Below are 24,903 nucleotides of genomic sequence, written 5' to 3'. Positions count from 1 at the left end.
AATTATCAATTATAGACTCAAAATAGCCAAATCCAGATCCGAAAAAGAAAACACAAAACCACTTTCCATCAGTTTTCCGGGATAAACATTTCTGCTTTTGAGTAGCAATTCGGTTTCCGTGTTCAGAAAGAGGGAAGCTATTTCCAGCTGCCAGACCGGAGTATTCAATCCAAAAGGAATTTTCTGATTTTTCCTCACGGTTTTCATAAGCTCTTCATTAGACACAGGATGGGGAGCTGTCACATTAACTGCTCCGGATATATTCTTATGTTCAATAATCCATTCAACTGCTCTGCAGAAATCATCAATATGGATCCAGCTCACTTTCTGGCTACCACGCCCCTGTTTTCCACCCAGTCCGAGTTTTGTAATCATCCGCAGTTTCGGAAAAGCACCTCCATTATTTCCCAAAACAATGGAAGTTCTCAAAGCAACTTTTCTTACTTCTTCATCATTGCCATTAAAAAATTCTTTTTCCCAGCTTTTACAGATATTCATTGAAAAATCGTCGCCGATGATTCCGTTTTTTTCTGTATTCATATGAGTTTCAGAATGAATATAGATGGTTGCCGAAGCTGCATTAAGCCATATTTTGGGTTTAACGATGCATTGATCTACTGCCTGTTGAAGTATTTGGGTACTGCGGATTCTAGAGGCATATATTTCTTTTTTATTTTTTTCAGTATATCTGCAGTCTACAGATTTTCCCGTCAGATTAATCAGAATATGAGCTCCGTCAATGCTATTCTTCCATTCTCCCAATGTGTGAGCATCCCAGTAAATATCGTTATCGCGTTTGGGCTTGCGGGTTAAAATATAAACTTGGTCACCTTTTCCTTCAAAATATTTTTCAAGGCTTTCTCCTAAAAATCCGGTTCCGCCGGCTATTATTATTATCATTGTGGTATTTTTTAGCTTAATATTACAACGTATCTGAAACGGTCATCTTAATTATACCACCTCTTTTTTTGTTTTCACTTCAATTTCAGAGCCTTCTGCCAGCATGACGGAAATGGGTTCCTGTCTGTTGAGAAATTCAAAGCTTTTTCCGTAGAGCCTTTCAAATTCAATATCAAGCTGATACTCTTTAACAGGATAATACTCCCATTGTGGATGGCAGACTTCATATTCTGAAGTTTTATTTTCCCTTTTGGTAAAACCGAAATAATGTTCTGTGATGAATTCAAATTCAGAATCAGTTTTCATAGGCTGCGCCCGACTGTCTGCTGTCACCTGAACAGAATGCCAGCTTTTATCTTTCCAGGAATATTTAACATTCAGTCTATCATCATTCTCCTGAATTGCGTTGTTCATAGGCATTGTTTTATAATTTTCCTGATAAAACAGGTTAGCTACAAAACTAAGAGCGTATTTCGGTACAATCTCCCTGATGAAAACAACTCCTCTTTTCCATGTATCCTTCTCTTTCTTTTTAACGTAAAATCTTAAATTCACTTCTTCAAAATTCCGGTAAAAAGGAATTGAAAGACCCAATAATTTTGTATTTAAAAACATAAATCCAACCAGGCTTAGATAGCATTTTCCATGATACAGATCGATTTCAGTTCCTTCGGGAATATACTGTTCTAAAACAGCGGGATCAATTTCGTAATTGATGATGACTAGTTTTCGCCATTCGGCTTTCAGGAAGTTCATTGTGTTGTTTTTTTGGGATTCGGGGTGCGAGTTTCGGGTTGCGGGGTTGGAGAGTTGGAGTGTTTTAGGGTTTCGGGGTGCGAGTTGCTGGTTGCGGGATGGGGGTTTCAGGATTTAGGTTACTAGGCTAGAAAATTTAGATTCAAATGGTTTTTTACTATCACTGCCAGCCTTTACCTTTACCTTTACCTTTACCTTTACCTTTACTTTTACATTTACATTTACATTTACATTTACCTTTTCTGATGTTTAATATTTTTAAAAAGTCTGTTTTTTGTTCAGATCCGGTAGTGCTTTATCTATTCTTTTGGCTAATTCGGGGAGTTTGATGGTGGGAACGGCGGGAAAAAGATGATGCTCCATATGGTAAAACATGCTGAAAGTAAGCTTATTTTTCCAGGATCCACGCTGTGTTCTGGCAATATTGGGATGGTCGTGGGTATCGTGATGAACGGTCCATACCGCAAAGAATGCCATTAAAAATTCTCCGAAAAGCATGACCAACACATGATACATCAGGAAATGGATCTGAAAAAAGAAAACTGAAAAAGTAAAAACGGCAATTGAGGCAAGTTCTATCATCATATTTCTTTTGTAGTTGGTATTGGCTTTTTTAAAGGTAATCCAGTGAATCAGGAATATATGTTTCGGGCCGTACAGAATGGCTTCATACCATTTCATAGATGCTGATTTCCCTTCATAATCTTCTTCTGAAAGACAAAATTTGTGATGTCTGATATGGTTGAATTTTACAGCATGAATGGAAGCCATCATTAAAATACTGTTGAGATACAGAGAAAGCCATGTGAGAGCTTTTCCCGTTCCCAATGCATTGTGAAAACCATTATGTACCTGTCTTAGTGCTGTCAGAAAATAAAATCCTGAGAAAGGAAGTGCCAGCCAGTAATATTCGTAATAAGCCAGCAGGATCGAAATGAAAAACCATGGCAGACTGATATTATTTTCAATCAATACTTCTTTACAGGAAAGGGTTTTGAGATCTTTCCATTCTACTTTTCTGATGAGTTCAAGATGGTTCATTTTTTCAAGTTTTAAAGGGTTAACCAGATGATAAGAGCCAAAGCTGTCATTCTGAAAACAATCCAGGAGATGGTAGGAAAATAATTCAATTGTAGAAGTTTACATCGTCTCAGATGTTCGAAAAACATAATCAATACAACAAAACCAAAATAAATAAGGTAGAAATCCGCTGTGAAATTTGTCCACAGGACAGGGATAATAAACAGCGTTCCAATCAGAGAAACGGTCATCATATTTCCGAGATAATTCCAGATTCTTTCTTTTAAATATCTTCTCAGGAAAAGGGTCTGCCAAAGAATCTGAGCGGCACATAGACTAAGTTCTCTTGGAAAATGATCACTTAAATTCAATCCCAGTTTTCCTGAGAACAGGCTTAGAATGTAAGCTGAAAATACAGCTCCAAATATCAGGTAGGCCATTCTGTATTTAAGATTAAAATCAGGAATACAGGCCTGCTCATCGTGATCTTTTCCTGAAGGAATAATCTGCTTCCGGTTGTAGGAAACCAATGAATAGAGTTTTTTAAAGAACCAGTACAAAGGCTTTATTCTGGCTGTTTTTTCCAGTAAAGGAAAGGAATTGCCGATGACGAGAAGGAGGCTGTCCAATCCATAAACAACTTTATTTTTGTTGTGATCTATTAATGCAATTTCGTTTTTTGCCCGATTAAAATCTATGATGGATTTATGATCCGGTGAGATTTCTGTAAAGGCCTCTCTTCCGTTTTCATCAAGCATTCCACATTTTGTAAAACCTTTGGAATAGATAGTACACATCGGACATTCATTGTCGTAGATCAGCGTGTGGTTTTTCAAGGTTTTCATGGCAGTTGTTCATAAGATTTGTAAACTCTGTAATTATCGTAAATGTAGACCACAGCCATCACCGGACTGTAGAATAAAGCAGCTATTAAAACAGGCATCAAGGCATGAGAAATATTGTAATCTGCATCGGATGAATATATCAGTAACATAGAAATCCAGACAGGCACAATCAAGAGTCCGTAGATGATATAAAACACCGATTTTTTTATCGGCAGAAACAGTCTGATCAGGAAGCTTATCAGCTGTGCACCTCCGGTTACATAGTAGAATAAAAGGAAAATATAGCCTCCTAAACTTGCAATAAGAACTCCAATGACCAACATTGTCAACTGGATATAAAAGTCATATACCGCAAATGTTTTCATGATAGTTTATTAAAAGGTTAAAAAATCGTTCCGGGTTCTTTTGTGGGAGGATCTGAAGGTAAGATACATCCAGATCTTAAAGAGGAGTGTTTTCATTTTCAATGAGTTTTTCTTTATTCATGGCATGTTTACGACCTTTTAGAAACAGAAGAAGATTCAGAAGCATCATCAGTCCCAGATACATAGAGAAACCTCCGATTTTTTTGCTTAGAGAGACAACGAGCATTTCTATGGTTTCAATCTGAAAAAATTCAATAATGCAAAGGGCAAAACCTATATTCAGAAGATAGAAGCCAATCTTGAACAGGGCGTTGGTAGCCATTGCAATATCTTTTTTATGATGAAAAATATCAATCATAAATGCCTTTGAATTTTTGAACAGAAACTGGGATACCAATACGGTAAGGGCAATGACAACAGGCAGATAAATCATGTACGCTGAAAAGTTGTACGTTGTGGTTAAAATAGTAGCGCTCATAGTTGTATTATTTTAGGATTAATTTTTTTCTTAAAAAGTAAAGCGTAAAAATGTTGATATAATGCAGTACACATAAGATCAGAACGATGTTTCCGATGCGGATGGCTGTAACTGCAATCATTTCTTCAACAGAGCTGACACGGTCCCAGAATGCAAGATTAACAGCGATATAGCCCAGATTCAACAGGTAATAACATCCAAGAAGAATCCTGTTGATGGTAAGACACATTTCCTGATCATGAATAAGATATTCCAGATAAGACTTTCCTGCCTGAAAGCATCTTCTGCCCACATCTACGGTAATGTAAGAGCTTACCGTAAGGAAAATGATATATGAGATCATATTAAACATCTTATAAATATTATATTTTCAGTAATTTTTGAAAATTAAATTCAAATAAAAAAGGAATAAATCCTCTTCTATTTTAACAGGTTGGTTATTTTTCCTACCAGCCAGTGATCATCACTTTTAATCGCCAGATCCATAATATTGTTGATCTTTCCAGTTACCGAACTGAAATCGTCCATCAGTTTTACAAATTCTTTGGCTTCCTGGGAGTCGTTGTCTTCAATATTTTTCAGCTCTTCCAGAAAGGAGATTACGGGTTCTATTTCCCTCTTTCTGCGTTCTTTTGTAATCTGCTTAAACAGATACCAAACATCTTTCTCTGCTACAAAATATTCTTTCCGGTCACCTTTAATGAATTCTTTTCTTACAATTCCCCAGTCTATCAGAGCCCGAAGGTTCATATTGGCATTTCCTCTTGAAATTTCCAGCTGCTTCATCACCTCATCCGTAGAAAGTGGCTTTCCGCTTGCCAGAAGCAATGCATGAACCTGCGCCATCGTACGGTTGATTCCCCAATTGGTAGCGAATGTTCCCCAGGTCTGGATGTACTTTTCTTTTGCTTCTGAAAGTTTCATTTGTTGCTATTTTATTTCTGTAACAAATGTAATTATATTTTTTGAATTTTCAATAATTTTTGAAAATTAATTTTAAAATATTTCTTTAAAAAAGAACAATCCTTGTCAAGGTTCAAAACCTTGACAAGGATCATATTAGGAAGAATAGGAATTACCAACCTCTAGCTTCTATCTGCAACCTATTAATTTCCTTAATCCAAATTCAGGTTGATTAAAATTTTATTTTGAAAAATGTTTTAATTGTTTCTATTTACCCAATTGGCTTTCTACCAGTACAGTCAGTTTTTGGGCTCCACGGTTATTAAGATGGTCTCCGTCATAGAAATCAGATTCATTAAAATAAGAACTTTCCATGTAATTAAGGTGAGAGCAGGTTTCAGGATATTTTGCAAGCAAGTCGCTGTATACTTTCATGGTATTGGAAAGCTGGGTTTTGTCACAGCCATCAAAATATTTTTTACATACCGGAGATGAAAGGAAAACGACTTTGATGTTTTTCTTCTTTGCAAAAGCGGCAAGATCATACAGCGCTGCTTTGTTTATTTTGAAATTGTTCTGATACTTATCGGACCGGATGTCAAATGTATGTAGTTTAGCAGCCTCTTTCGAGGTTTTAGCAATATCAAGAGGTGAAGGATATCGGTATGCCGTCCCGAATCCAAGATCATTACTCTGTATATTTTTCTGATTTGCTATATAAAATTCATCAATTCTTTTGACCTGATCCTTGATTTTCCCGGTAAAAATCTCTGTGTAATTGATCGGGTTGTACCCTATCCTGAAATGGTAATAGACATTGTAATTTTTAATTCTCCATTTATCATTGGCGGTTTCCAGCGTGTAATACATGGATACATAATCGGCAGGAATAATGATGTACTTCAGGTCTTTCCAGTTGTATTTTCCGACAATCATCCAGTCCAGATTAATGGATTGTGATATGTAAGCTGCATTATACGATTTATGTGTTGAATATTCCGGATTGATTCCGAAATAGACATGGGAATTTCCGAGATAAAGCGCCTCTACCGTATCCGAATTTTTCTCCAGATAATCATTTTTGATGCTGTATTCGTTGGGAATATTTTCCGCCAGATATTCTGTTGCCACTAAAACTGCCACAACGGGAAATATAAAGTAGACGATATTTTTTAATAATTTTTTCATTAAAACTGGAAATAAATAAAAACTTGTTCTTCACCTGAAAAATAAATAATGGCCCCGATCAGTATATAATAAAAAGTCCATCTAAAGAAGCGGTTCTTGTCGAGATAAATTTTTTCTATCGCAAAATTGTCTTTTCTTCCAAACCATTCTATCGACATAAAAAACAGGATCACAGCCACCAGCCACAGAACGTCTTTCTGCGGGTATTTCAATAGTGAAAAGCTGAAGATTCTGCGGATATAGGCCAGTGCGTCTCCAACACTATCAGCCCTGAAAAATATCCATGCAAAAACGGTGAGGGCAAACGTAAAGCCCATCATCAGGATTTCCTTAAAATTGGGAAATAATGAGTCAGCAGCAACAACATTTAAGTTATTTCTGTTTGTTTTAAAAATAATTGAAGGCATGATAAACAAAGCATTAAGCAAGCCCCAAACAATAAACGTCCAGTTAGCACCATGCCAGAATCCCGAGACGAGAAATATGATAAAGGTATTCCTGATTCTCATCCAGTTGCCCCCATTACTTCCTCCTAAAGGAATATAAAGATAGTCCCGGAACCATGATGAAAGTGAAATGTGCCATCTTCTCCAGAATTCAGCAATATCACGTGAGAAGTAAGGATAATTGAAGTTTTTCAATAGATCGAATCCGAGCAGTCTCGCCGTACCTAGAGCAATATCCGAATACCCTGAAAAATCTCCATAAATCTGAAATGCAAAAAGGATGGCCCCAACCACCAAAGTACTTCCATAAAGTCCGTGGTGGTGTGCAAAGATCTCATTCACATAAATCGCACACTGATCTGCAATAACAATTTTTTTGAACAGCCCCCAAAGAATCTGCCGCAATCCGCTTACCGCATTTTCATAGCTGAACTTTCTCTGAACCTTGATCTGAGGCAGTAAATGGGTCGCTCTTTCAATAGGGCCCGCTACCAGCAAAGGGAAAAAGCTAACAAACAAACTGTAATCTACAAAGTTACGTTCCGCTTTTATTCTTTTTTTATAGACATCAATCACGTAGGAAAGCCCATGAAAAGTGTAAAACGAAATTCCTACAGGAAGTATAACGTTGAGAAGCCAGATGTTCACTTTCAATCCCATATTGAGCAGGAAATCCGAAAAGCTTTCAATAAAGAAATTGTAATATTTAAAGAAGCCGAGAAAGCCTAAATTGATAACAATACTCAATACCAGCCAAAACTTAGCTTCCCGGTTATTTTTACTGTTTTCAATTTTGATTCCGGATACATAATCCAGTCCTATGGAAAACATCAGCAGAAAGAGAAACCGCCAGTCCCAACATGAGTAAAAATAACAGCTGGCAATTAAAAGAATAGTGTTTTGCCATTTCAGATTTCTATTGGTAAGCCAGTAAAGGCAAAATACAATCGGAAAAAAAATGGCAAACGAGAGGGAATTAAATAGCATCTATATTTTTCAAATTTGTTTTGGCAAATATAGAAAAAGAAGTTGTTTATAATTATTGAGAAATTAATTTAATTTATCAAATTAAACTTAAACAAGAGCGTATCATTTCAATAAAAATCAATTTAACATAATAAAATATACAAATTTGAAAAAAACAGCGCCGGCTTCATTTTTTAACAATGATACCTCTTTAATGAAAAAGGAATTTCCGTGGAAATTCCTTTTGTATGAAAATTATTTTGAAATGGCTTTATAGCTTTCCACAAGTCTTAAAAACTCAGATCTGTAACCTTCTTCATCGTTCCCCTTTCCTTCCCTTGCGAGCTTTTCAATGTCGGAGAGCTCTTTCTTCCTGATCAGATCAGATTTTCTTAGGACGAGACCAAACCAGGCAATGGATGAAGCAAACTTAAAGTCCGGGCTTACGGATACCTTTGAATTATTTTCATTCTTTACCGTCTGAATGATTTCTTTACTTTTATCTCCGTCAGGATTTTTATAGCGGAATTTAATGGTTGCCAGTTCATCGCTGAAATTTTCAGAAGGGGAAGTTTTGTTGTATTTCAACTTATTTTCTTCAGGCAGAAATTCAGATTTCGTATGAGCGGGAATCACCTCGTATAAAGCGGTTACCGTATGTCCGCTTCCTAATTCGCCGGCATCAATTTTATCATTCGTAAAATCTTCATTTCTCAGTTTTCTGTTTTCGTATCCGATAAGGCGGTAAGAGCTTACATATTCAGGATTAAATTCAATCTGGATCTTTACATCTTTTGCAATGGCGTACATGCTTCCTGCAAATTCTTTTCCCAGAAATTTATTGGCTTCCTGAAGATTATCAATATAGGCATAATTCCCGTTTCCTTTATCTGCGAGGGTTTCAAGCATATTGTCTTTATAGTTCCCCATCCCGAAACCGAGGCAGGTAAGGAAAACTCCGGATTTCCTTTTTTCTTCGATCAGTGTTTTTACATCCGTAGTTGAAGAAGCTCCTACATTGAAGTCCCCGTCTGTAGCAATCACCACACGGTTGTTTCCGCCTTTAATGAAATGTTCCTGGGCCAGTTTATAAGCCAGTTCGATTCCTTCTCCTCCGGCTGTGCTTCCGCCCGCCTGAAGATTGTCAAGAGCATTAATTATTGTGGTTTTCTCCTTTGCAGATGTAGGAGATAAAACCATACCTGCACTCCCTGCGTACACCACAATCCCTACTCTGTCCTGCGGTCTGAGCTGATCCAGAAGAACCTTGAAAGAAGATTTCAGAAGAGGCAGCTTATTAGGAGCATCCATAGACCCTGAAACATCTATCAGAAATACGAGATTAGATGCAGGAAGCTTATCCATCGTCACATTTTTTCCCTGAAGGCCTATCTTTAAAAGCTTATGACCCGGATTCCATGGAGCATCGCTGTATTCTGTATTGATGGAAAAAGGATCGTTATTTTTAGGCTGCGGGTAGCTGTATTTGAAATAATTGATCATTTCTTCAATTCTTACTGCATTTTTATCTACCGTCTGCCCATTATTGATCATTCTTCTGATATTGGAATAGGCTGCATTGTCTACATCAATGGAAAAAGTGGAAAGCGGCTGGCTCTTTGTGAGTTCAAAAGGATTTTCTACAAATTCATCATAACCTTCATTATCGGAAACAGGGTTCTGTTTGTACTGGCTGATGGTCTTCTGTATCTCCTCCATTCTTCTTTTTTCCTTTCTGGAAAGTCTTTTGGTGCGGACAATAATGACCCCGTTGGCTGCCTGACCTCCAAACAATGCAGATGCAGCAGCTCCTTTTACGACGTCAACACTTTTAATTTTTTTAGGATTTAATGCCCGGAAAAAATCGTCTTTTACGACTTCACCATTAACAATAAATAATGCTTTATTGCCCTCATTTAAACTGGACATTCCCCTTATGCTTATTGGAGCCTGACTTAAATAACCGTTATTAATGCTATTGAAAGTATTGATAGCCTGATCTTTTTTTCTTATTCTTTTAGTTCCATAAGCCTGCACCGCAACACCTGCCACCTTTCCCTGAAGTGCCTGGGTAGCTGTATTGGAGGCAATATAATTTGACTGCACACTTACGGCACTTGATGTATAAGCCACTTTTTTTACCGGCATAACTCCCACTAGAACTACTTCATCAATGCTTTGAGTCTTTAAAGTATCTTTCCACTGTCCTCCTCTTTTCTGCGGAGCCGGAACTGCTGCTTCCTGCTGCTTTCTGATATTATATTCATCTGTTGTGTAATCTGCTTTTCTTAAAGTATAGATCTCATCATACTTTTTCCCAACAGCTGCTTTACCATTATGATCTGGAATTCCAGTATCTTCATAAGCTAAGGCAGGTGACTTTTGTGGTAATTTCGAAGCTTCAATTTCTTTTTTAATATTGGATTGAATGGTACTGTCTACAGCCTGAATATCATTCTTTCCGGAACTTATCCCGGTTCTGTTTTCTACAATTAAAGGCTTTTGGGTTTCTGCTATTGTATCTTTACTGATAAAATAAAACGCCCCAAGACCTATTATTAAACTGGCAGCTATTCCATAGGGAAGCCATACAGGAAGCATTCTTTTTGTTTCCTTTTTTTGCTCTAATTTTTCTTCAACCTTCGCCCATACTTTTTCAAAACCCGGAAAAACAGGTTCTTCCGAAAGCCTGGAAGCGTCATTGAATCTTTTATCTATATCGTGATTATTTTCCATTTCTCTAAAGTTTAAATGTTCTGATTAACCAAAAGTTCCTGTAATTTTTTTCTGGCAAAATTCAGCTGTGATTTTGATGTTCCCTCGCTGATAGAAAGCATGGTTGCAATTTCCTTATGCGGATATCCTTCAATGGCAAACAGATTGAATATGGCTCTGCAGCCTTCTGGAAGGAAGTTCAGCAAGTTCAGGATATCTTTTTCAAACGAAATGCTTTCTGATGAAGCACCGGATGTTTCTGCAAAATCATCATCCATAGAAACGAACTGCGCTTTAGCAGCTCTCAGCTTCTGAAGGCATTCATTGACTGCAATTTTTTTTGCCCAGCCTTCAAAGGTGTCCAGATTCTGGAGTTGGGTAATTTTTGTAAATATTTTATAAAAAGTATCGGCCAATACTTCTTCAATATCTTCATCATTTTTCAGATAGCGTCTGCAGACTGCGTACAGCTTGCCGGCCATTTTCTCGTAAACCCTCCGCTGTGCACTGCGGCTGTTACGTTGGCATTCTATTAATAATTCTCTTTCCATAGTCAGGCTTTATACTGTTATAGATGCATCAACTTTGAGATAGGTTGGAAACATTTGTTTTTTTTTAAATAAAAGGCAAATAGGCTGATTTACAAATTGGCTTTCTTAGCCTTCTTTGCTTATTAGCCTTTTCACTTTTTCCCTATTCAAATTTAACTTTTCCGTTTGTAACAAATCTTTAATAACAACGACTATTCATATAAATAATCTTTTTATAGTAATGAAAAATACCAAAATGGCCTCATTACTTTTTGTTTTGTCTGCAGGAAGTATGATGTTTGCCCAAGATGACTTGATCAACAAATTAAAAAACAATCAATCTCAAAATGCTAATTTTCAGTTCACAGCGTTAAAAGACGTGGGTGCAACTTCAGTAAAAAACCAGGGTTCATCAGGAACATGCTGGAGTTATTCGGGAAATTCTTTCCTTGAATCTGAAATGCAGAGAATGGGTAAAAAACCTGTAGATCTTGCTGAAATATTTACGGCAAGAAATTCTTATCATGACAAAGCTAAATTATATGTTCTTAACAACGGAGCCATCAGCTGGGGAGACGGAGGTGAGCTGCACGATGTTGTGAATATGTACAAAAAATATGGTGCTGTACCTCAGGACGTGTATACAGGATTGAAATCCGGACAGACTCTGAACAACTTTAAGGAAATGCAAGGGAAATTAAAACCGGTTCTGGACAGTCTTGTTCAGGCAGGTTCAAAAGGACAGCTTACAGATAACTGGATGGATTCTGTAGATGCTATTCTGGATGAATACCTGGGAAAAGTTCCGGCTAACTTTACCTACGAAGGAAAAAACTATACGCCTAAAACATTCGCTAAAGAAGTGGTAGGAATCAATCCTGAAGATTATGTAGAAATTTCGTCTTACAAAGATTACCCATATTATCAGAAATTTGTAGTTCCGATTCCTGATAACTGGAGCCATGATTCTGACTGGAATGTTCCGATGAAAGATTTGACAGCTATTATTGATAACGCAGTCAACAAAGGATATTCTGTGGGATGGGCCACTGATGTTTCCGAGCCTTATTTCTCTTACAAAAACGGAGTAGCTTATGTTCCGGATATGGAGCTCAATCAAATCACGGCTGAAAATAAACAGACTTTATTTACAGAGCCAAAAAAAGATAAGACCATTACGGAAGATATGCGTCAGAAAGCCCTGAACAACCTTTCTACAACGGATGATCACGGGATGCATATCGTAGGATTGGCAAAAGATCAGACCGGAAAAGAATATTATATGGTTAAAAACTCCTGGGGTGTAACCAATGATTTCGAGGGTTATTTGTATGTGACAAGACCTTATGTAGAATATAAATCCACGGCTATTCTGGTTCATAAAAATGCGATTCCAAAAAGTATTCTTAAACAATTAAAGCCTACCAAAAATATTGGTTTATAATAAAAATCACTGTTACCGGTCACTACGGTAATTTTAGATATTTAAATCTGTTAAAACGGCGCTCCATGCATTTGGAGCGCTGTTGTTTTATATGATTGATAATTTTTCGGAAAAACATTTCGCTATGTAGTGAAAATATCCTACTTTTAGTCATCAACAAATTATTACATATGAAAAATCTAAAGAAATTAGAAAAATCAGAACTGAAAAAAATCAATGGTGGAAATGCACCTGTATGTGAAGGCGGACAAATTGCTTGCCGTTATAAAGAGCCGGGATTCCCTGCGTATTGGAGCTGCGAGCCAGCCGAATTCGGATGTAGACATTAAACCTGCCGAAACCTGCTTTTTAAATTTCTGAAAGCGGGTTTACCTTATGTCTTTTAAATATTATTTGTATTACCAAACCTATTTTTTTCTATGAAAAATCTAAAAAAATTAACAAAACCTGATTTAAAAAAAATCAATGGTGGAAATGCACCGGAATGTCCGGAAGGAACCACAGCATGTTATATTCCGCCTAAAAATGGTTTCCCATCCCGTTGGAAGTGTATTTCCAACACGATGGAATGTCCAGACTAATACCTATTAAAACCCGCTTCCAGAACATCTGAAAGCGGGTTTCTTAAAATAAATAGGTGAAAATTATATATAAAAATAAAGAAAAATAGAGTTTGGGAATAGTGAAAAGTCAATGGTGAATGGTCTATTTTGCTACACAAGTGAATACTTAATCCATATACCTCCGGAATAAAAAAATTCACTGCGAAGCAAATTCACTTTTCACTTTTCATTATTCACTATTAGTTTAATACAGTTTCGCCATGCTTTCTGCTGAAAAATCCAACAGCTCTTCCGTATTTCCTGTTTTTATTTTTTGAACCCACTGAGGATCCTGTAAAAGTGCGCGTCCTACAGCCACGAGATCAAACTCTTCATTGTCCAGTCTCTTAATCAGTTCGGTAAGGTCCGTTTTTTCGGTTCCCTGACCTGCAAAAGCACTCATAAAGTCTCCTTTCAATCCTACAGAACCTACCGTGATTGTTGGCTGTCCTGTAATTTTTTTAGCCCATCCTGCAAAATTTAAATCAGAACCTTCAAATTCAGGTTCCCAGAAACGGCGTTGTGAACAGTGGAAAATATCCACACCTGCTTCTTTTAAAGGCAATAACCATTCTTCCATTTCTGCTGGAGTGGAAGCCAGTCTGCTGCTGTAATCCTGCTGCTTCCATTGAGAAAGACGAAGGATAATAGTAAAGTCCTCTCCTACCGCAGCTCTTATCGCCTTGATGACGTCTACCGCAAAACGGCTTCTCTCTTTGATTGTTTTTCCTCCGTATTCATCCGTTCTGGTATTGGTTACTTCCCAGAAAAACTGGTCGATAAGATAACCGTGTGCGCCATGAACTTCAACCACATCAAATCCTAAATCTTTTGCGGATTTTGCAGAAGCTGCAAACTGTGCAATGGTATCCTGAATATCTTCTGAAGTCATTGTAGAAGCTTTCTCCATCGGTGCCAGCGGATAATCCTCGGTCATTCTTGTATCTCCTACATGCCAGATCTGTGGTCCCATTTTTCCTCCGTTCTGGTGTACGGCATTGATCACATTTTTCCAGCCTGCCAATGCTTCATTCCCGTAAAAATCAGGGATATTCTGCATATTTTTTGAAGCAATTCTGTTGATCACTGTTCCTTCGGAAAGAATCAAACCTACTTCAGCAGCAGCTCTTCTCGCATAATATTCTGCAATATTCTGGGTAGGAACTCCATTATCAGATTGTGCTCTGGTCATAGGAGCCATTACTATTCTATTTTTAAGTTCAAGATTTTTGTAAACAAATGGTTTAAATAATGATTCTGTACTCATTTTTAAATTGGTATTTTATAATTGTTACACAAAGTAACTAATAATAGTTTGTTTTTGTATCTTTTATTGAAAAAATAGTGGTAACTTCGCAGTAACTTACATTAGTAACATAAAAGTAACGCATGGTAAAGAATGAACTGATGAAATACAGCTGTCCTTTAGGCAAAGCAATGTCTGCCTTAGGAAGCAAGTGGAAACCGATTATTGTACTGGTGATCAAGGACCGCAAACTTCGTTTTGGAGAGCTTGCCGTACGTATTCATGTGATCTCCAGAAAAGTACTGACCGATCAGTTGAAAGAAATGCAGACTGATGGCCTGGTCATCCGAGAAGAGTTTAAAGAACTGCCGCCAAGAGTGGAATATTCGCTTACAGAAAAAGGATTGGCTTTGCTGCCTATTTTGTATCTGCTGGAGGAGTGGGAAGCGAAGTTTACTACAGAAGATTTCCATTCTGAGAAAAGCTGTGCTGCATTGGCTAAAGAAGCAGAAAAGAAGGTTAAGGCCTGATTGCTTTTTATCTGAATTATTTTAGAAATTAGTCATTATAAAAAAAACCGCTTCCCAAAAGAAAGCGGTTTAATTTTATCTAAAAACCTCCATTAAAATATCGCAGGATATTTCTGAGGATTTGTTTCATTGAACATGGCGTAGATTCTTTCTACCATATCATCTGAAGACGGCTTGCTGAAGTAATCTCCGTCACTTGCATAAGCAGGTCTGTGATCGTTGGCTGCAATCGTCAGCGGATCTGAATCCAAATATCTGAATGCTTTCTGCTTTTCAAGGATTTGCTGAAGGATAAATGCTGAAGTACCTCCCTCCACATCTTCGTCAATCACTACCAATCTGTTGGTTTTTTTCACGCTTTCAGCAATTTCATTTGTTAAATCGAATGGAATTAATGACTGAACATCAATCACTTCTGCAGAGATTCCTAATTTTTCCAGTTCTTCAGCTGCATCCATAACAATTCTCCAGGTAGAACCGTACGTTACCAATGTAACATCTTTTCCTTCCTTCGTTACTTCAATTTTCCCGACAGGAACCGTGAACTCACCTAAGTTATCAGGCTGCTTTTCTTTTAATCTGTATCCGTTCAGACATTCAACAATAACTGCTGGATCATCACTCTGAAGCATTGTATTGTAGAATCCTGCGGCTTTCGTTAAGTTTCTTGGTACCAATACCAGAATTCCTTTGGAAAGGTTAAGAATCCCTGCCATTGGAGATCCTGAGTGCCATACTCCTTCTAGTCTGTGACCTCTTGTTCTGATAATTACAGGTGCTTTCTGCCCTCCTTTTGTTCTGTACTGAACTGTGGCAAGATCGTCACTCATTCCCTGTAAACAGTATAAAATATAGTCTAAGTACTGAATCTCAGCGATAGGTCTCAAACCTCTCATCGCCATACCGATCCCCTGACCAAGAATTGTTGCTTCACGGATACCTGTATCTGCTACACGTACTTCACCGTATTTTTCCTGCATTCCTTCCAATCCCTGGTTTACGTCACCGATATTTCCGGCATCTTCACCAAATACTAAAGTTTCAGGATATTTTTCAAAAATTTTGTCGAAGTTATTTCTAACCACAACTCTTCCGTCTACTTCTTCAGAGCTTTCAGAAAAAACAGGCTTGATTTCTTTTATATTTTCAGCTTTCCACTGAGACTGTGAATATAAGTGGGAAGAATAGTTGTCTTTTTCTACTTCAAAAACTTCATTGTACTTCTGCATCAATTGAGTTCTTTCCGCTGAACTGGTTCCTCTTGTAGCTAACAAAGCCTTTCTTGTAAGGTGGAAAATATCTTTTTTGGCTTTAGAAACCAATTTTTTGAACTGTCCGATATATCCTTCAATTTCAGCATTCTGACCTTTAAGGTTTTCCACTAACGGAAGAACAGACTGAATAAGATCTGTAATGGTCTTCTGGTAGTTTTCCCAGGCATTTTTCTGTCCTGCTTTTACTATTTTTTTAGCTTCATCGTCTATAGCATCCAATTCTTCTGCTGAAGCGATGATTTCTTCTTTTCCTTCAATTTCTATCGAATAGTTAAGGATCCATTCTCTGAACTTCACCAATCCGTCGAAGTCTGCTTCCCAGGAAAGACGATCTTCATTTTTATATCGCTCATGAGATCCGGATGTGGAATGTCCCTGAGGCTGCGTAACTTCAATTACGTGAACTACAACAGGAATGCTTTCCGTTCTTGCGAAATGCTCTGCTCTTGCGTAGGCATCCAATAATGCAGGATAATCCCAGGCTTTTACCTGAATGATTTCACAGCCCTGGTTTTCACCATCTTTTCTTTGGAACCCGCTTAACATTTCAGCAATATCCGCTTTTGCTCTCTGGTTTTTTGTTGGAACTGAAATTCCGTATCCGTCATCCCAGATAGAAACAATCATAGGAACCTGAAGTGCACAGGCTGCATTCAATGTTTCCCAGAAATGTCCTTCTGCTGTAGATGCATCCCCGATTGTTCCGAAAGCAATCTCATTACCTCCATTGGAAAACTTCTCGGATCCGTCAAATTTTACACTTTTATACACTTTAGAAGCCTGAGCCAAACCTAAAAGTCTTGGCATCTGACCTGCCGTAGGAGAAATATCAGAAGAAATATTCTTCTGCTCCATAAGATTTTTCCAGCTTCCGTCTTCATTTAAGCTTCTTGTAGCAAAATGCCCGTTCATCTGTCTTCCGGCCGATGCAGGCTCTCTTTCCACGCTTGTATCTGCATACAGCTGCGCAAAAAAGCTTTCAACCGTTAAAGCATCTGCTGCTAATGCAAAAGTCTGATCTCTGTAATATCCTGAACGGAAGTCTCCATTTCTGAAAACCTTCGCCATGGCTAGCTGAGGAAGCTCCTTACCATCCCCAAAAATTCCGAATTTAGCTTTTCCTGTAAGCACTTCTCTTCTTCCAAGATAAGACATCTCGCGTGAAATCCTTCCCAATCTGTAATCATCAAGTATCTGATTTTTAAAATCCTGGAAGGAAATTTGCTGTGTTTCAATATAGGTTGTCTGCATAGCTAGATATAAAAGTTTTTATTCTTCAAGTAGGGTGCTAATATACAATTTTTAAATTAATTTTAATTTTCAATAATTTTTTTTAAAAATTTGATAATAAAAAAAATGTGTTTTATATTGTAAAAAATTGTAAATGATGGAAAAAAAATCGCCCCACATCCTTAATGCATCCAGCAATCTTTTGGGATTTTCCCTGCTTATCATTACTTCGCTGAAAATCACTAAAATGAGTGGGAATACCCATTTGGATGAATTTGCCGGGCTTGCCTGTATTCTTTTTGCGTGCAGCTGTTTTTTCTCTTTTTTGGCCATCAGAACAAGAAGCGAAAAGCGGGAAATCAAATATGAGACTATTGCGGATTATTTATTTTTAATCGCTTTATTTTGCGTCGTCTTAGCCGTTATTATTGTCACTATAAAGATATTATAGCTCTGAAAATTGCTTCATTAACCTTTTCATTGATTACAACAGAAATAATACTAATTAAAGAAAATAGAAGTTATTCGATTTTTCAACATTTTCATTTTTATGGTATAGTATTTGAAATTTGAAGTTTTTGAAAAATTATTTCATAAAAAAACAAATTCAAATGACACGAAAATTATTAACGGCTGTTAGTGTTTTTACACTATCATTTCACGCTTTTGCACAAATTGGTATTAACACCAGCAATCCACAAACCTATTTCCATATTGATGCAGGAAAAGACAACCCCACTTCCGGAGCTCCTTCTGCAACACAGCAGGCTAACGATTTTTCTGTAACCAATACTGGTAATGTAGGCATTGGAACTATCACCCCTTCTGAAAAACTCGATATTGGTACCGGAAACATACGGGTCCGGGATATCAATACCAATGTTGGGATAGGAGGTACCGACAGAGTTGTAGTAGCCGATGCAACAGGAGTTCTAAAGACTATTAATTTTAATTCTTATTCATTATTTCATGCCCGTCTTGCCGGTAATCAAAATTTAACGACTGTTACAGCTACTACTTTGGTATTCTCTGCTCCGTTGGCTACTTCTGCCTACTACAACTATAATACTTCAACGGGTGTTTTAACGTTTAATCAGGCAGGCAATTATCTTGTTACTTTACAGGCCAGTTTCACAAATATGGCGGCAGGAACACAATTGCTGCTGGGGATAAGACCGGTTCCGGATGCAGATTATTTAGGAAGAGGAAGTCATTATAATGCTGTTGCGAATTCGGGAACCATTGGGGAATTAATGAACTATACAACGCTACTGTTAATCCCTACAGCAGGTTATCAGGTTCGTTTTACAGCTGCTCCGAATCAGAGTGCTACTGTTTTGGCAACTGAAACCGGAAGTACGGGAAGTGGAAATGTAACCAACGTTACGGTACAAAAAATATAAATTAACCAGAGCTAAGAATAAGAATTAAGATTAAAAGATTGGAAGATGGAGGATGGAAGCTACTATTGGACGGTAAGTATTTAACAATTTCTTTTACATGTATTGAAGTAGTTTTAAAAATATGAATAAAAACACCCCTGTATTTCTATCTTTGGACTTCAATAACTTCCCTCTTCGAGCTTCTGACTTCCTTATATCATGATAAAAGCTGAAATGTTTTATCTCGAACTAAGGTTAAATGAACTTTTTATATCAAACTTGTTTAAACTTTTTTGCAGGACATTAAAAGTATAAAATAAGTCTGTTAAACACATTTTAAGCTTAACCACAAAAGAGACAAAAGCTATTTGCACAGATGTTAGATCTGATAAAAGCTCTCAAAAGAATAAAAATCAAAGATTTTTAAAGGGTTATGTGAACTTCTATACGCAAAGTATTTAAACTTAAAAGTCACTAAAGTGTTTAAAATAAAACTTTTGTGACTTTTGTGGTTTAATAAAAAAGGTTAAACAGCTTTATCAAAAAAAAATCTGAATGCCGGAAACATTCAGATTTTTTTTTATTGTTGTTTTAAAATTTTCGTTGAATCACATAATCCAGCATGCTGTGTAATGATTTTTTAGCTTCAGAGTCCGGAAATTCATTGAGAATGTCTTTCGCTTTCTGCTGGAAATCTTTCATCACCTTGATGGCATAATCCATACCTCCTGAACTTTTTACAAATTCTATAAGCTCTTTTACCCTTTTCTGGTCATTATTATAACGCTTAATGGTATTGAAGTAGTATTTTTTATCTTTTTCAGAGGCATTCTTCAATGTATAGATCAGAGGAAGTGTCATTTTCTGCTCTTTAATATCAATTCCGACAGGTTTTCCGATCACATTGGAACTCAGATAATCGAAAAGGTCATCTTTAATCTGAAAGGCCATTCCGGTATAGGTTCCGAAATCCATCATCTTTTTGGCAAGTGTTTCATCAGCATTATTGGAAAGAACTCCTATCTCGCAGCATGCCGCAATTAAAGTAGCTGTTTTCTGGCGGATGATCTCGTAGTAAACATCTTCCGTAATATCCAGTTTTCTGGCCTTTTCCAGCTGCAGAAGCTCACCCTCGGACATCTCACGGATCGTTCTTGAAATGACGCCTAAAAGGTCATAATCTTTATGGTCCGTAGACAGCAGTACCGATTTCGATAAAAGATAATCCCCTACCAGCACCGCAATCTTATTTTTCCATAAAGCATTAATTGAGAAAAAATTACGTCTTTTGAAACTTTCATCCACCACATCGTCATGTACCAGAGTTGCGGTATGAATCAGTTCGATCATGGAGGCTCCGCGGTACGTTTTTTCATTCACCTCACCCACTAGTTTTGCACACAGAAATACGAACATTGGACGCATCTGTTTCCCTTTAGTAGTAACAATAAAACGGGTTACTTTATCTAATAAAGGCACTTTACTCTGCATCGATTCATAAAACTTCTGCTCGAAAAGTTTCATTTCCTCATTGATTGGTCGTTTGATTTCTTCTACAATGTTTCCCAAAATCTGTGAATGAAAGATAAATAACTATTAATTCTCACAAAGATAATTTTTTTCACGCAATTTTAAGACAAAATTAATCTTTGAGTTCTTTCTTTGGAATAAAATAAAGCGCGGGCTGCGCACTTCCCAACCTTGATTTGAATTTTTCCCCGGAAATATAAATTCCGGCATCATTCACGGTAATTCCCTCAATCTGCCCTACCGTCAGGGCACCACCGAGATAATAATGTTTAGGGGCTTCCTTAAAAAAGATTCCAGGTTCCGTTTCTGTAAAAATATTCAGGAAGACTTCCGTTTTCTTTGTATATCCTACCAAATAAAGTTTTTTCTCAAAATAAGCGGCATCGGTTACAACAAAACCGGTTTTGTAAAATTCTATTTTTTCTGCTTTCTGTTTTTCAGTAACTTCAGGATCAATGATATAATGAGAGGTTGATTTAGATTTCCATTCTTTGGTAAACAAATGCAGTTTTCCGTTGAGATAGATCATAGCTTCAGCATCAAAATCGTTGTTGGTATACTGAGGAATAAACTCCGTCTGCTCAGGATAATAAAATGTTATTTTTGCGATAGAATCATTTTGGGGTTCATTATTTTGAAAAGGGAGTTTATAGATTTCCAGATCTCTTCTTGTACCGCCATTATTTCCAAAATCTCCAATGTAGAAATTCTTTCCGTCGTTGGTCAGAGCTTCCCAGTCTTTATTTTTAGCATTGACGGTTACTGTATTTTTTATACTGCCGGAAGTTTCATCCAGTTCAAAAAGTTCCGGAGCATTGCCGCTGTCATTGAATGTATACAATTTTCCGTTCAGAATGCTAAGTCCTGATGTTTCCTGAATCTTATCATCTAAATAACCTACTCTGAATTTTCTGATCTTAAAAAATTCTGTCTGCTGCGAAAATGATGACTGGAAAATAAGGACTGCTGTGAAAAGAAGGATTTTTTTCATGAAACAAAAATAAGGGTTTAGTGGGAATTAGAGCTCACCTTAATATTCTTAAAAGCTTAAAGAAACTTAATGGTTCAATTATTTTAAACTCTCGCAGATAAAAGAGATTTAGCAGATTTATTCCACAAAGAATAAAAATCTTTGATTTTTTTAAAACTTATAAGCACTTCTCTCCTCATTTTATTCAACTTCAAAATAGCTAAAGCGTTCAAAAACTTTTGTGACTTTTGTGGTTTAATAAAATAGTAAGCATTTAAAAACCAATAAACTTTTATTTCTGCTCCCGTTTTTGCGCCTGCTTCTTTAAATAGTCTTTCTGATACTGTCTCACCGTTTTTCCTGTACCATCATGTCTCCAGCCAGGAGAATTGAAGATATAATTAATTCTATCCGATATTTTCAAGCCCGGTTGTCTGATATCTTTCCAGATCTTTCTCCATTCATACAACAGAACCGTATCCGGTTTATTATCCGGCATTTTGGGGTATATTCCGTATTTTACAGGAACATTGGGATCTTCTTTTTCAAAGGTTCCGAACATCTTATCCCAGATAATGAGGCACATTCCCATGTTTCTATCCAGGTATTTGATATTACAGGCATGATGTACTCTGTGATGGGATGGCGTCACCAAAATATACTCCAGAATACCCATGGTTTTTACGGTCTGTGTATGTACCCATGTTCCATATACCTGCCCTATTGCGTAAACGACCATAATATGCCATGGATTAAAGCCTAAAAAGGCCAGAGGGGAAAAATAAAGATACCGGTACAGAGGTTGTAAAACAGGACTTCTGAAACCTGTTGTCAGATTGAAATATTCTGAATTGTGATGGGTAATATGGACTGCCCAGAACGCTCTTGAATGATGGTCTACATAATGAAGAACATAATAGGCGAAATCTGTAATAACGAAGCAGATCAGCCAGTACCATACCGTAAAATCCCAGGTAAAAAGCCGGTGATGATAAAAGAAAAACATGACTCCCATGGCAAAAGCCTTCATGATCAGATCTAGACCGAAGTTCATCAAAGCAAGATAAATGCTTGTAGCAACATCTTTCCCGTTGTACAGTTTAGCTTCAGAAACATGGCTGTAGATCATTTCCGCCAAAATAACGGCAGCATGAACCGGAATCGACCATGCATATACATTTTCCAAGCCATCCTCGCTCATAAAGAAGTCCATAATAACTTTTTACTTTATGTAAAGGTAGGGCTTTAGTGAATTTTTAAGAAAAGTTTTGGTTTTTTTTAAGGAAATTTTAATCCGTCGTTTTATTGGCGAGCTGTCCGCAGGCTGCATCAATATCTCCGCCACGGCTTTTTCTGATCATCACGGTAATGCCTGCATTCTCCAGCTGGCGTACATAATTATCTTCTGCCTGCTTGTTACACTGGTCATATTTTCCGTCACCGATAGGATTATACTGGATAAGATTCACTTTGGAAGGAACCTGTTTACAATATTTGATAAGGGCTTTAATATCTTCATCCCCATCATTTATTCCTTTCCATACGCAGTATTCAAACGTAATCACAGAACCGGTTTTCTGATACCAGTACTGAAGTGCCTCCATAATATCCGTCAGTGGAAATTTATCTGAGAAAGGCATAATTTCGTTACGTTTGGACTCTATTGCAGAGTGAAGAGAAAGTGCCAGTTTTACCCGCAGCTCATCGTCTGCAAGCATTTTAATCATTTTGGGAATTCCGGATGTGGAAACGGTAATTCTTCTTGGAGACATTCCGAGACCTTCCGGCTGGGTAATTTTTCTGATGGCTTCCACTACATTTTTGTAATTCATCATAGGCTCTCCCATTCCCATAAAAACGATATTGGAAAGCGGTCTGTTAAAGTACATTTTGCTCTGGCTGTCAATCAGGGCTACCTGATCTACAATTTCCGCAACTTCAAGGTTTCGCATTCTTTTCAGCCTTGCCGTTGCGCAGAATTCGCAGTTTAAGGAACATCCTACCTGTGAAGAAACGCAGGCTGTGGTTCTTGTCTCTGTAGGAATAAGAACAGATTCTACCAGAAGTCCGTCGTGAAGTTTCACCCCATTTTTAATGGTTCCGTCCGTACTTTTCTGAAGTTGGTCTACAGATACGGGGTTGATGGTATATTCTTCAGAAATTTTTTCTCTGAGAGACTTCGAAAGATTCGTCATTTCATCAATCGAATGGAGGTTTTTACTCCACAGCCAGTCATAAACCTGTTTCGCACGAAACGGTTTCTCTCCTAAAGTCACAAAGTAATCTTTAAGCTGGTCCAGTGATAATATACGGATATCTTTCATTGTAAGGTGGCAGATGACAGGTTTCAGGTCGCAGATACTATTACCTGCAACCTTTCACCTTATATCTTTTTTTATAGAATTAACATTGCGTCACCGTAAGAATAGAATTTATACTTTTCTTTTACGGCTTCTTCATAAGCATGCATAATAAAATCTCTTCCAGCAAACGCTGCAATCATCATCAATAATGTTGATTTTGGCGTATGGAAGTTGGTAATCATAGAGTTTGCTACTCCAAAATCGTGAGGCGGATAAATGAATTTGTTCGTCCAGCCGTTGAATGCAGAAATCTTTTTGTTTGAAGAAACAGAAGTTTCCAATGCTCTCATTGTAGTGGTACCTACTGCACAAACTCTTCTGTGGGCATCTACCGCTCTGTTGATGATCTCAGCATTTTTCTCGTCGATGATGATTTCCTCAGACTCCATTTTGTGCTTAGAAAGATCTTCTACCTCAATCGGGTTGAACGTCCCTAAACCAACGTGAAGAGTTACTTCAGCGAAATCAATTCCTTTGATCTCCAATTTTTTCATCAAATGCTTAGAGAAGTGAAGACCTGCTGTAGGGGCAGCTACTGCTCCTTCCACTTTTGCATAGATGGTCTGATATCTTTCAGCATCTTCCGGCTCTACAGCTCTTTTGATGTATTTTGGAAGCGGAGTTTCTCCTAATTCTTTCAGTTTTGTTCTGAATTCGTCATAAGAACCATCGAATAAGAATCTTAGCGTTCTTCCTCTTGAAGTGGTATTATCAATAACTTCAGCTACCAAAGATTCATCTTCAGTAAAGAACAATTTGTTACCGATTCTGATTTTTCTTGCAGGATCTACAAGTACATCCCATACTCTGGTTTCTTTATCAAGCTCTCTTAAAAGGAAAACTTCGATTTTAGCTCCTGTTTTTTCTTTGTTTCCATAAAGACGGGCAGGAAAAACCTTAGTATTGTTGAATATGAACAGATCTTTCTCGTCGAAATAGTCAACTACATCCTTAAACAGTTTATGCTCAATAGTTTCTGTTTTTCTGTTAAGAACCATTAATCTGGCTTCGTCTCTGTGTTCAGATGGATGTTCTGCTAATAATTCCGCAGGAAGATCAAAATTAAAATCTGATGTTTTCATTTTTTTAAATTACGGTTTAAAAATTACTAAAATTACGTTTGCAATTTTCGGAGTGCAAATATACGACATTGAACACCCCTTTGTCAAGTATTATTTAAAATCTAATTTAAAACCGTGATTTTACGGATATTTATAAAG

General features: G+C 37.2%; 25 protein-coding genes. 6 read left to right on the top strand and 19 right to left on the bottom strand.

The genetic code is table 11. From position 1 onward, the window contains the following. Positions 1 to 9: 9 nt before the first annotated feature. The 12 genes from ACM46_RS09855 to ACM46_RS09800 form a co-directional block, all read right to left on the bottom strand. Complete coding sequence (locus tag ACM46_RS09855; RefSeq protein WP_048506482.1) at positions 10 to 900, bottom strand: TIGR01777 family oxidoreductase; 891 nt, start codon at positions 898 to 900, stop codon at positions 10 to 12. A gap of 51 nt (positions 901 to 951) precedes the next feature. Further along, positions 952 to 1,656: a YqjF family protein gene (locus ACM46_RS09850; protein ID WP_048506481.1), complete on the bottom strand. Its 705-nt coding sequence runs from the start codon at positions 1,654 to 1,656 to the stop codon at positions 952 to 954. A 258-nt stretch (positions 1,657 to 1,914) separates the two neighbouring features. After that, on the bottom strand, positions 1,915 to 2,697 hold the full coding sequence (locus ACM46_RS09845) for a fatty acid desaturase (protein WP_048506480.1): 783 nt from the start codon (positions 2,695 to 2,697) through the stop codon (positions 1,915 to 1,917). Positions 2,698 to 2,708: 11 nt separating this feature from the next. Next, positions 2,709 to 3,521 (bottom strand): hypothetical protein, encoded by an 813-nt coding sequence (locus ACM46_RS09840; RefSeq protein WP_048506479.1) that lies wholly within the window; start codon positions 3,519 to 3,521, stop codon positions 2,709 to 2,711. Continuing rightward, positions 3,518 to 3,886: a hypothetical protein gene (locus tag ACM46_RS09835; RefSeq protein ID WP_048506478.1), complete on the bottom strand. Its 369-nt coding sequence runs from the start codon at positions 3,884 to 3,886 to the stop codon at positions 3,518 to 3,520. Before ACM46_RS09835 ends, ACM46_RS09840 begins: the two co-directional genes overlap by 4 nt. 76 nt (positions 3,887 to 3,962) lie before the next feature. Further along, positions 3,963 to 4,364 (bottom strand): hypothetical protein, encoded by a 402-nt coding sequence (locus ACM46_RS09830; protein ID WP_048506477.1) that lies wholly within the window; start codon positions 4,362 to 4,364, stop codon positions 3,963 to 3,965. A 7-nt stretch (positions 4,365 to 4,371) separates the two neighbouring features. Next, the gene (locus tag ACM46_RS09825; RefSeq protein ID WP_131707569.1) at positions 4,372 to 4,707 is read right to left on the bottom strand and encodes a hypothetical protein; all 336 of its coding nucleotides are present in this window, start codon (positions 4,705 to 4,707) and stop codon (positions 4,372 to 4,374) included. 77 nt (positions 4,708 to 4,784) lie between these two features. Beyond that, on the bottom strand, positions 4,785 to 5,288 hold the full coding sequence (locus ACM46_RS09820; RefSeq protein WP_048506475.1) for a GbsR/MarR family transcriptional regulator: 504 nt from the start codon (positions 5,286 to 5,288) through the stop codon (positions 4,785 to 4,787). A gap of 246 nt (positions 5,289 to 5,534) precedes the next feature. Then, positions 5,535 to 6,455: a hypothetical protein gene (locus ACM46_RS09815; protein ID WP_048506474.1), complete on the bottom strand. Its 921-nt coding sequence runs from the start codon at positions 6,453 to 6,455 to the stop codon at positions 5,535 to 5,537. Next, positions 6,455 to 7,888: an MBOAT family O-acyltransferase gene (locus tag ACM46_RS09810; RefSeq protein ID WP_048506473.1), complete on the bottom strand. Its 1,434-nt coding sequence runs from the start codon at positions 7,886 to 7,888 to the stop codon at positions 6,455 to 6,457. The genes ACM46_RS09815 and ACM46_RS09810 overlap by 1 nt, the downstream gene beginning before the upstream one ends. 234 nt (positions 7,889 to 8,122) lie before the next feature. Beyond that, positions 8,123 to 10,603 carry a vWA domain-containing protein gene (locus ACM46_RS09805; RefSeq protein WP_048506472.1) on the bottom strand — a complete coding sequence of 827 codons (2,481 nt, stop codon included), beginning with the start codon at positions 10,601 to 10,603 and terminating at the stop codon, positions 8,123 to 8,125. An 11-nt stretch (positions 10,604 to 10,614) separates the two neighbouring features. Beyond that, on the bottom strand, positions 10,615 to 11,133 hold the full coding sequence (locus ACM46_RS09800) for an RNA polymerase sigma factor (RefSeq protein WP_048506471.1): 519 nt from the start codon (positions 11,131 to 11,133) through the stop codon (positions 10,615 to 10,617). Positions 11,134 to 11,353: 220 nt separating this feature from the next. Between ACM46_RS09800 and ACM46_RS09795 the strand changes: the two genes are divergently transcribed. From ACM46_RS09795 to ACM46_RS23335, 3 genes are all read left to right on the top strand, one after another. After that, positions 11,354 to 12,556 carry a C1 family peptidase gene (locus ACM46_RS09795; RefSeq protein ID WP_048506470.1) on the top strand — a complete coding sequence of 401 codons (1,203 nt, stop codon included), beginning with the start codon at positions 11,354 to 11,356 and terminating at the stop codon, positions 12,554 to 12,556. Between the two features lie 170 nt (positions 12,557 to 12,726). Beyond that, positions 12,727 to 12,885 carry a bacteriocin-like protein gene (locus ACM46_RS23340; RefSeq protein WP_157859440.1) on the top strand — a complete coding sequence of 53 codons (159 nt, stop codon included), beginning with the start codon at positions 12,727 to 12,729 and terminating at the stop codon, positions 12,883 to 12,885. A gap of 90 nt (positions 12,886 to 12,975) precedes the next feature. After that, complete coding sequence (locus ACM46_RS23335; protein WP_157859439.1) at positions 12,976 to 13,137, top strand: bacteriocin-like protein; 162 nt, start codon at positions 12,976 to 12,978, stop codon at positions 13,135 to 13,137. 226 nt (positions 13,138 to 13,363) lie between these two features. Here the strand turns inward: ACM46_RS23335 and ACM46_RS09790 are convergent, their stop codons facing one another. Then, entirely contained in the window at positions 13,364 to 14,425 is a 1,062-nt protein-coding gene (locus ACM46_RS09790; RefSeq protein WP_048506469.1) for an NADH:flavin oxidoreductase, read from the bottom strand. Between the two features lie 122 nt (positions 14,426 to 14,547). On the opposite strand from ACM46_RS09790, the gene ACM46_RS09785 reads away from it, so the two are divergent. Next, the gene (locus ACM46_RS09785) at positions 14,548 to 14,934 is read left to right on the top strand and encodes a winged helix-turn-helix transcriptional regulator (protein WP_048506468.1); all 387 of its coding nucleotides are present in this window, start codon (positions 14,548 to 14,550) and stop codon (positions 14,932 to 14,934) included. A 92-nt stretch (positions 14,935 to 15,026) separates the two neighbouring features. Here ACM46_RS09785 and ACM46_RS09780 read toward each other — a convergent pair whose 3' ends face one another. Next, positions 15,027 to 17,459: an alpha-ketoacid dehydrogenase subunit alpha/beta gene (locus ACM46_RS09780; protein WP_048506467.1), complete on the bottom strand. Its 2,433-nt coding sequence runs from the start codon at positions 17,457 to 17,459 to the stop codon at positions 15,027 to 15,029. A 133-nt stretch (positions 17,460 to 17,592) separates the two neighbouring features. Between ACM46_RS09780 and ACM46_RS22955 the strand changes: the two genes are divergently transcribed. Beyond that, complete coding sequence (locus tag ACM46_RS22955) at positions 17,593 to 17,889, top strand: hypothetical protein (RefSeq protein ID WP_241485987.1); 297 nt, start codon at positions 17,593 to 17,595, stop codon at positions 17,887 to 17,889. Positions 17,890 to 18,049: 160 nt separating this feature from the next. Continuing rightward, a complete protein-coding gene (locus tag ACM46_RS09770) occupies positions 18,050 to 18,841 on the top strand; it encodes a hypothetical protein (RefSeq protein ID WP_048506465.1) in 792 nt (263 codons plus the stop codon). 570 nt (positions 18,842 to 19,411) lie between these two features. Here ACM46_RS09770 and ACM46_RS09765 read toward each other — a convergent pair. From ACM46_RS09765 to queA, 5 genes are all read right to left on the bottom strand, one after another. After that, positions 19,412 to 20,389, bottom strand: coding sequence for a polyprenyl synthetase family protein (locus ACM46_RS09765; protein WP_048506464.1), 978 nt, complete (start codon positions 20,387 to 20,389; stop codon positions 19,412 to 19,414). Between the two features lie 73 nt (positions 20,390 to 20,462). After that, the gene (locus ACM46_RS09760; protein ID WP_048506463.1) at positions 20,463 to 21,341 is read right to left on the bottom strand and encodes a hypothetical protein; all 879 of its coding nucleotides are present in this window, start codon (positions 21,339 to 21,341) and stop codon (positions 20,463 to 20,465) included. 271 nt (positions 21,342 to 21,612) lie between these two features. After that, on the bottom strand, positions 21,613 to 22,533 hold the full coding sequence (locus ACM46_RS09755) for a sterol desaturase family protein (RefSeq protein WP_173426475.1): 921 nt from the start codon (positions 22,531 to 22,533) through the stop codon (positions 21,613 to 21,615). A 76-nt stretch (positions 22,534 to 22,609) separates the two neighbouring features. Beyond that, positions 22,610 to 23,644 carry a dual-specificity RNA methyltransferase RlmN gene (gene rlmN, locus ACM46_RS09750; RefSeq protein WP_048506461.1) on the bottom strand — a complete coding sequence of 345 codons (1,035 nt, stop codon included), beginning with the start codon at positions 23,642 to 23,644 and terminating at the stop codon, positions 22,610 to 22,612. A 71-nt stretch (positions 23,645 to 23,715) separates the two neighbouring features. Continuing rightward, complete coding sequence (queA, locus tag ACM46_RS09745) at positions 23,716 to 24,765, bottom strand: tRNA preQ1(34) S-adenosylmethionine ribosyltransferase-isomerase QueA (protein ID WP_048506460.1); 1,050 nt, start codon at positions 24,763 to 24,765, stop codon at positions 23,716 to 23,718. Positions 24,766 to 24,903 lie beyond the last annotated feature (138 nt).

The sequence above is a fragment of the Chryseobacterium angstadtii genome, assembly GCF_001045465.1.
GTDB lineage: Bacteria > Bacteroidota > Bacteroidia > Flavobacteriales > Weeksellaceae > Chryseobacterium > Chryseobacterium angstadtii.
This window is presented reverse-complemented; position numbering and strand designations above follow the sequence as displayed.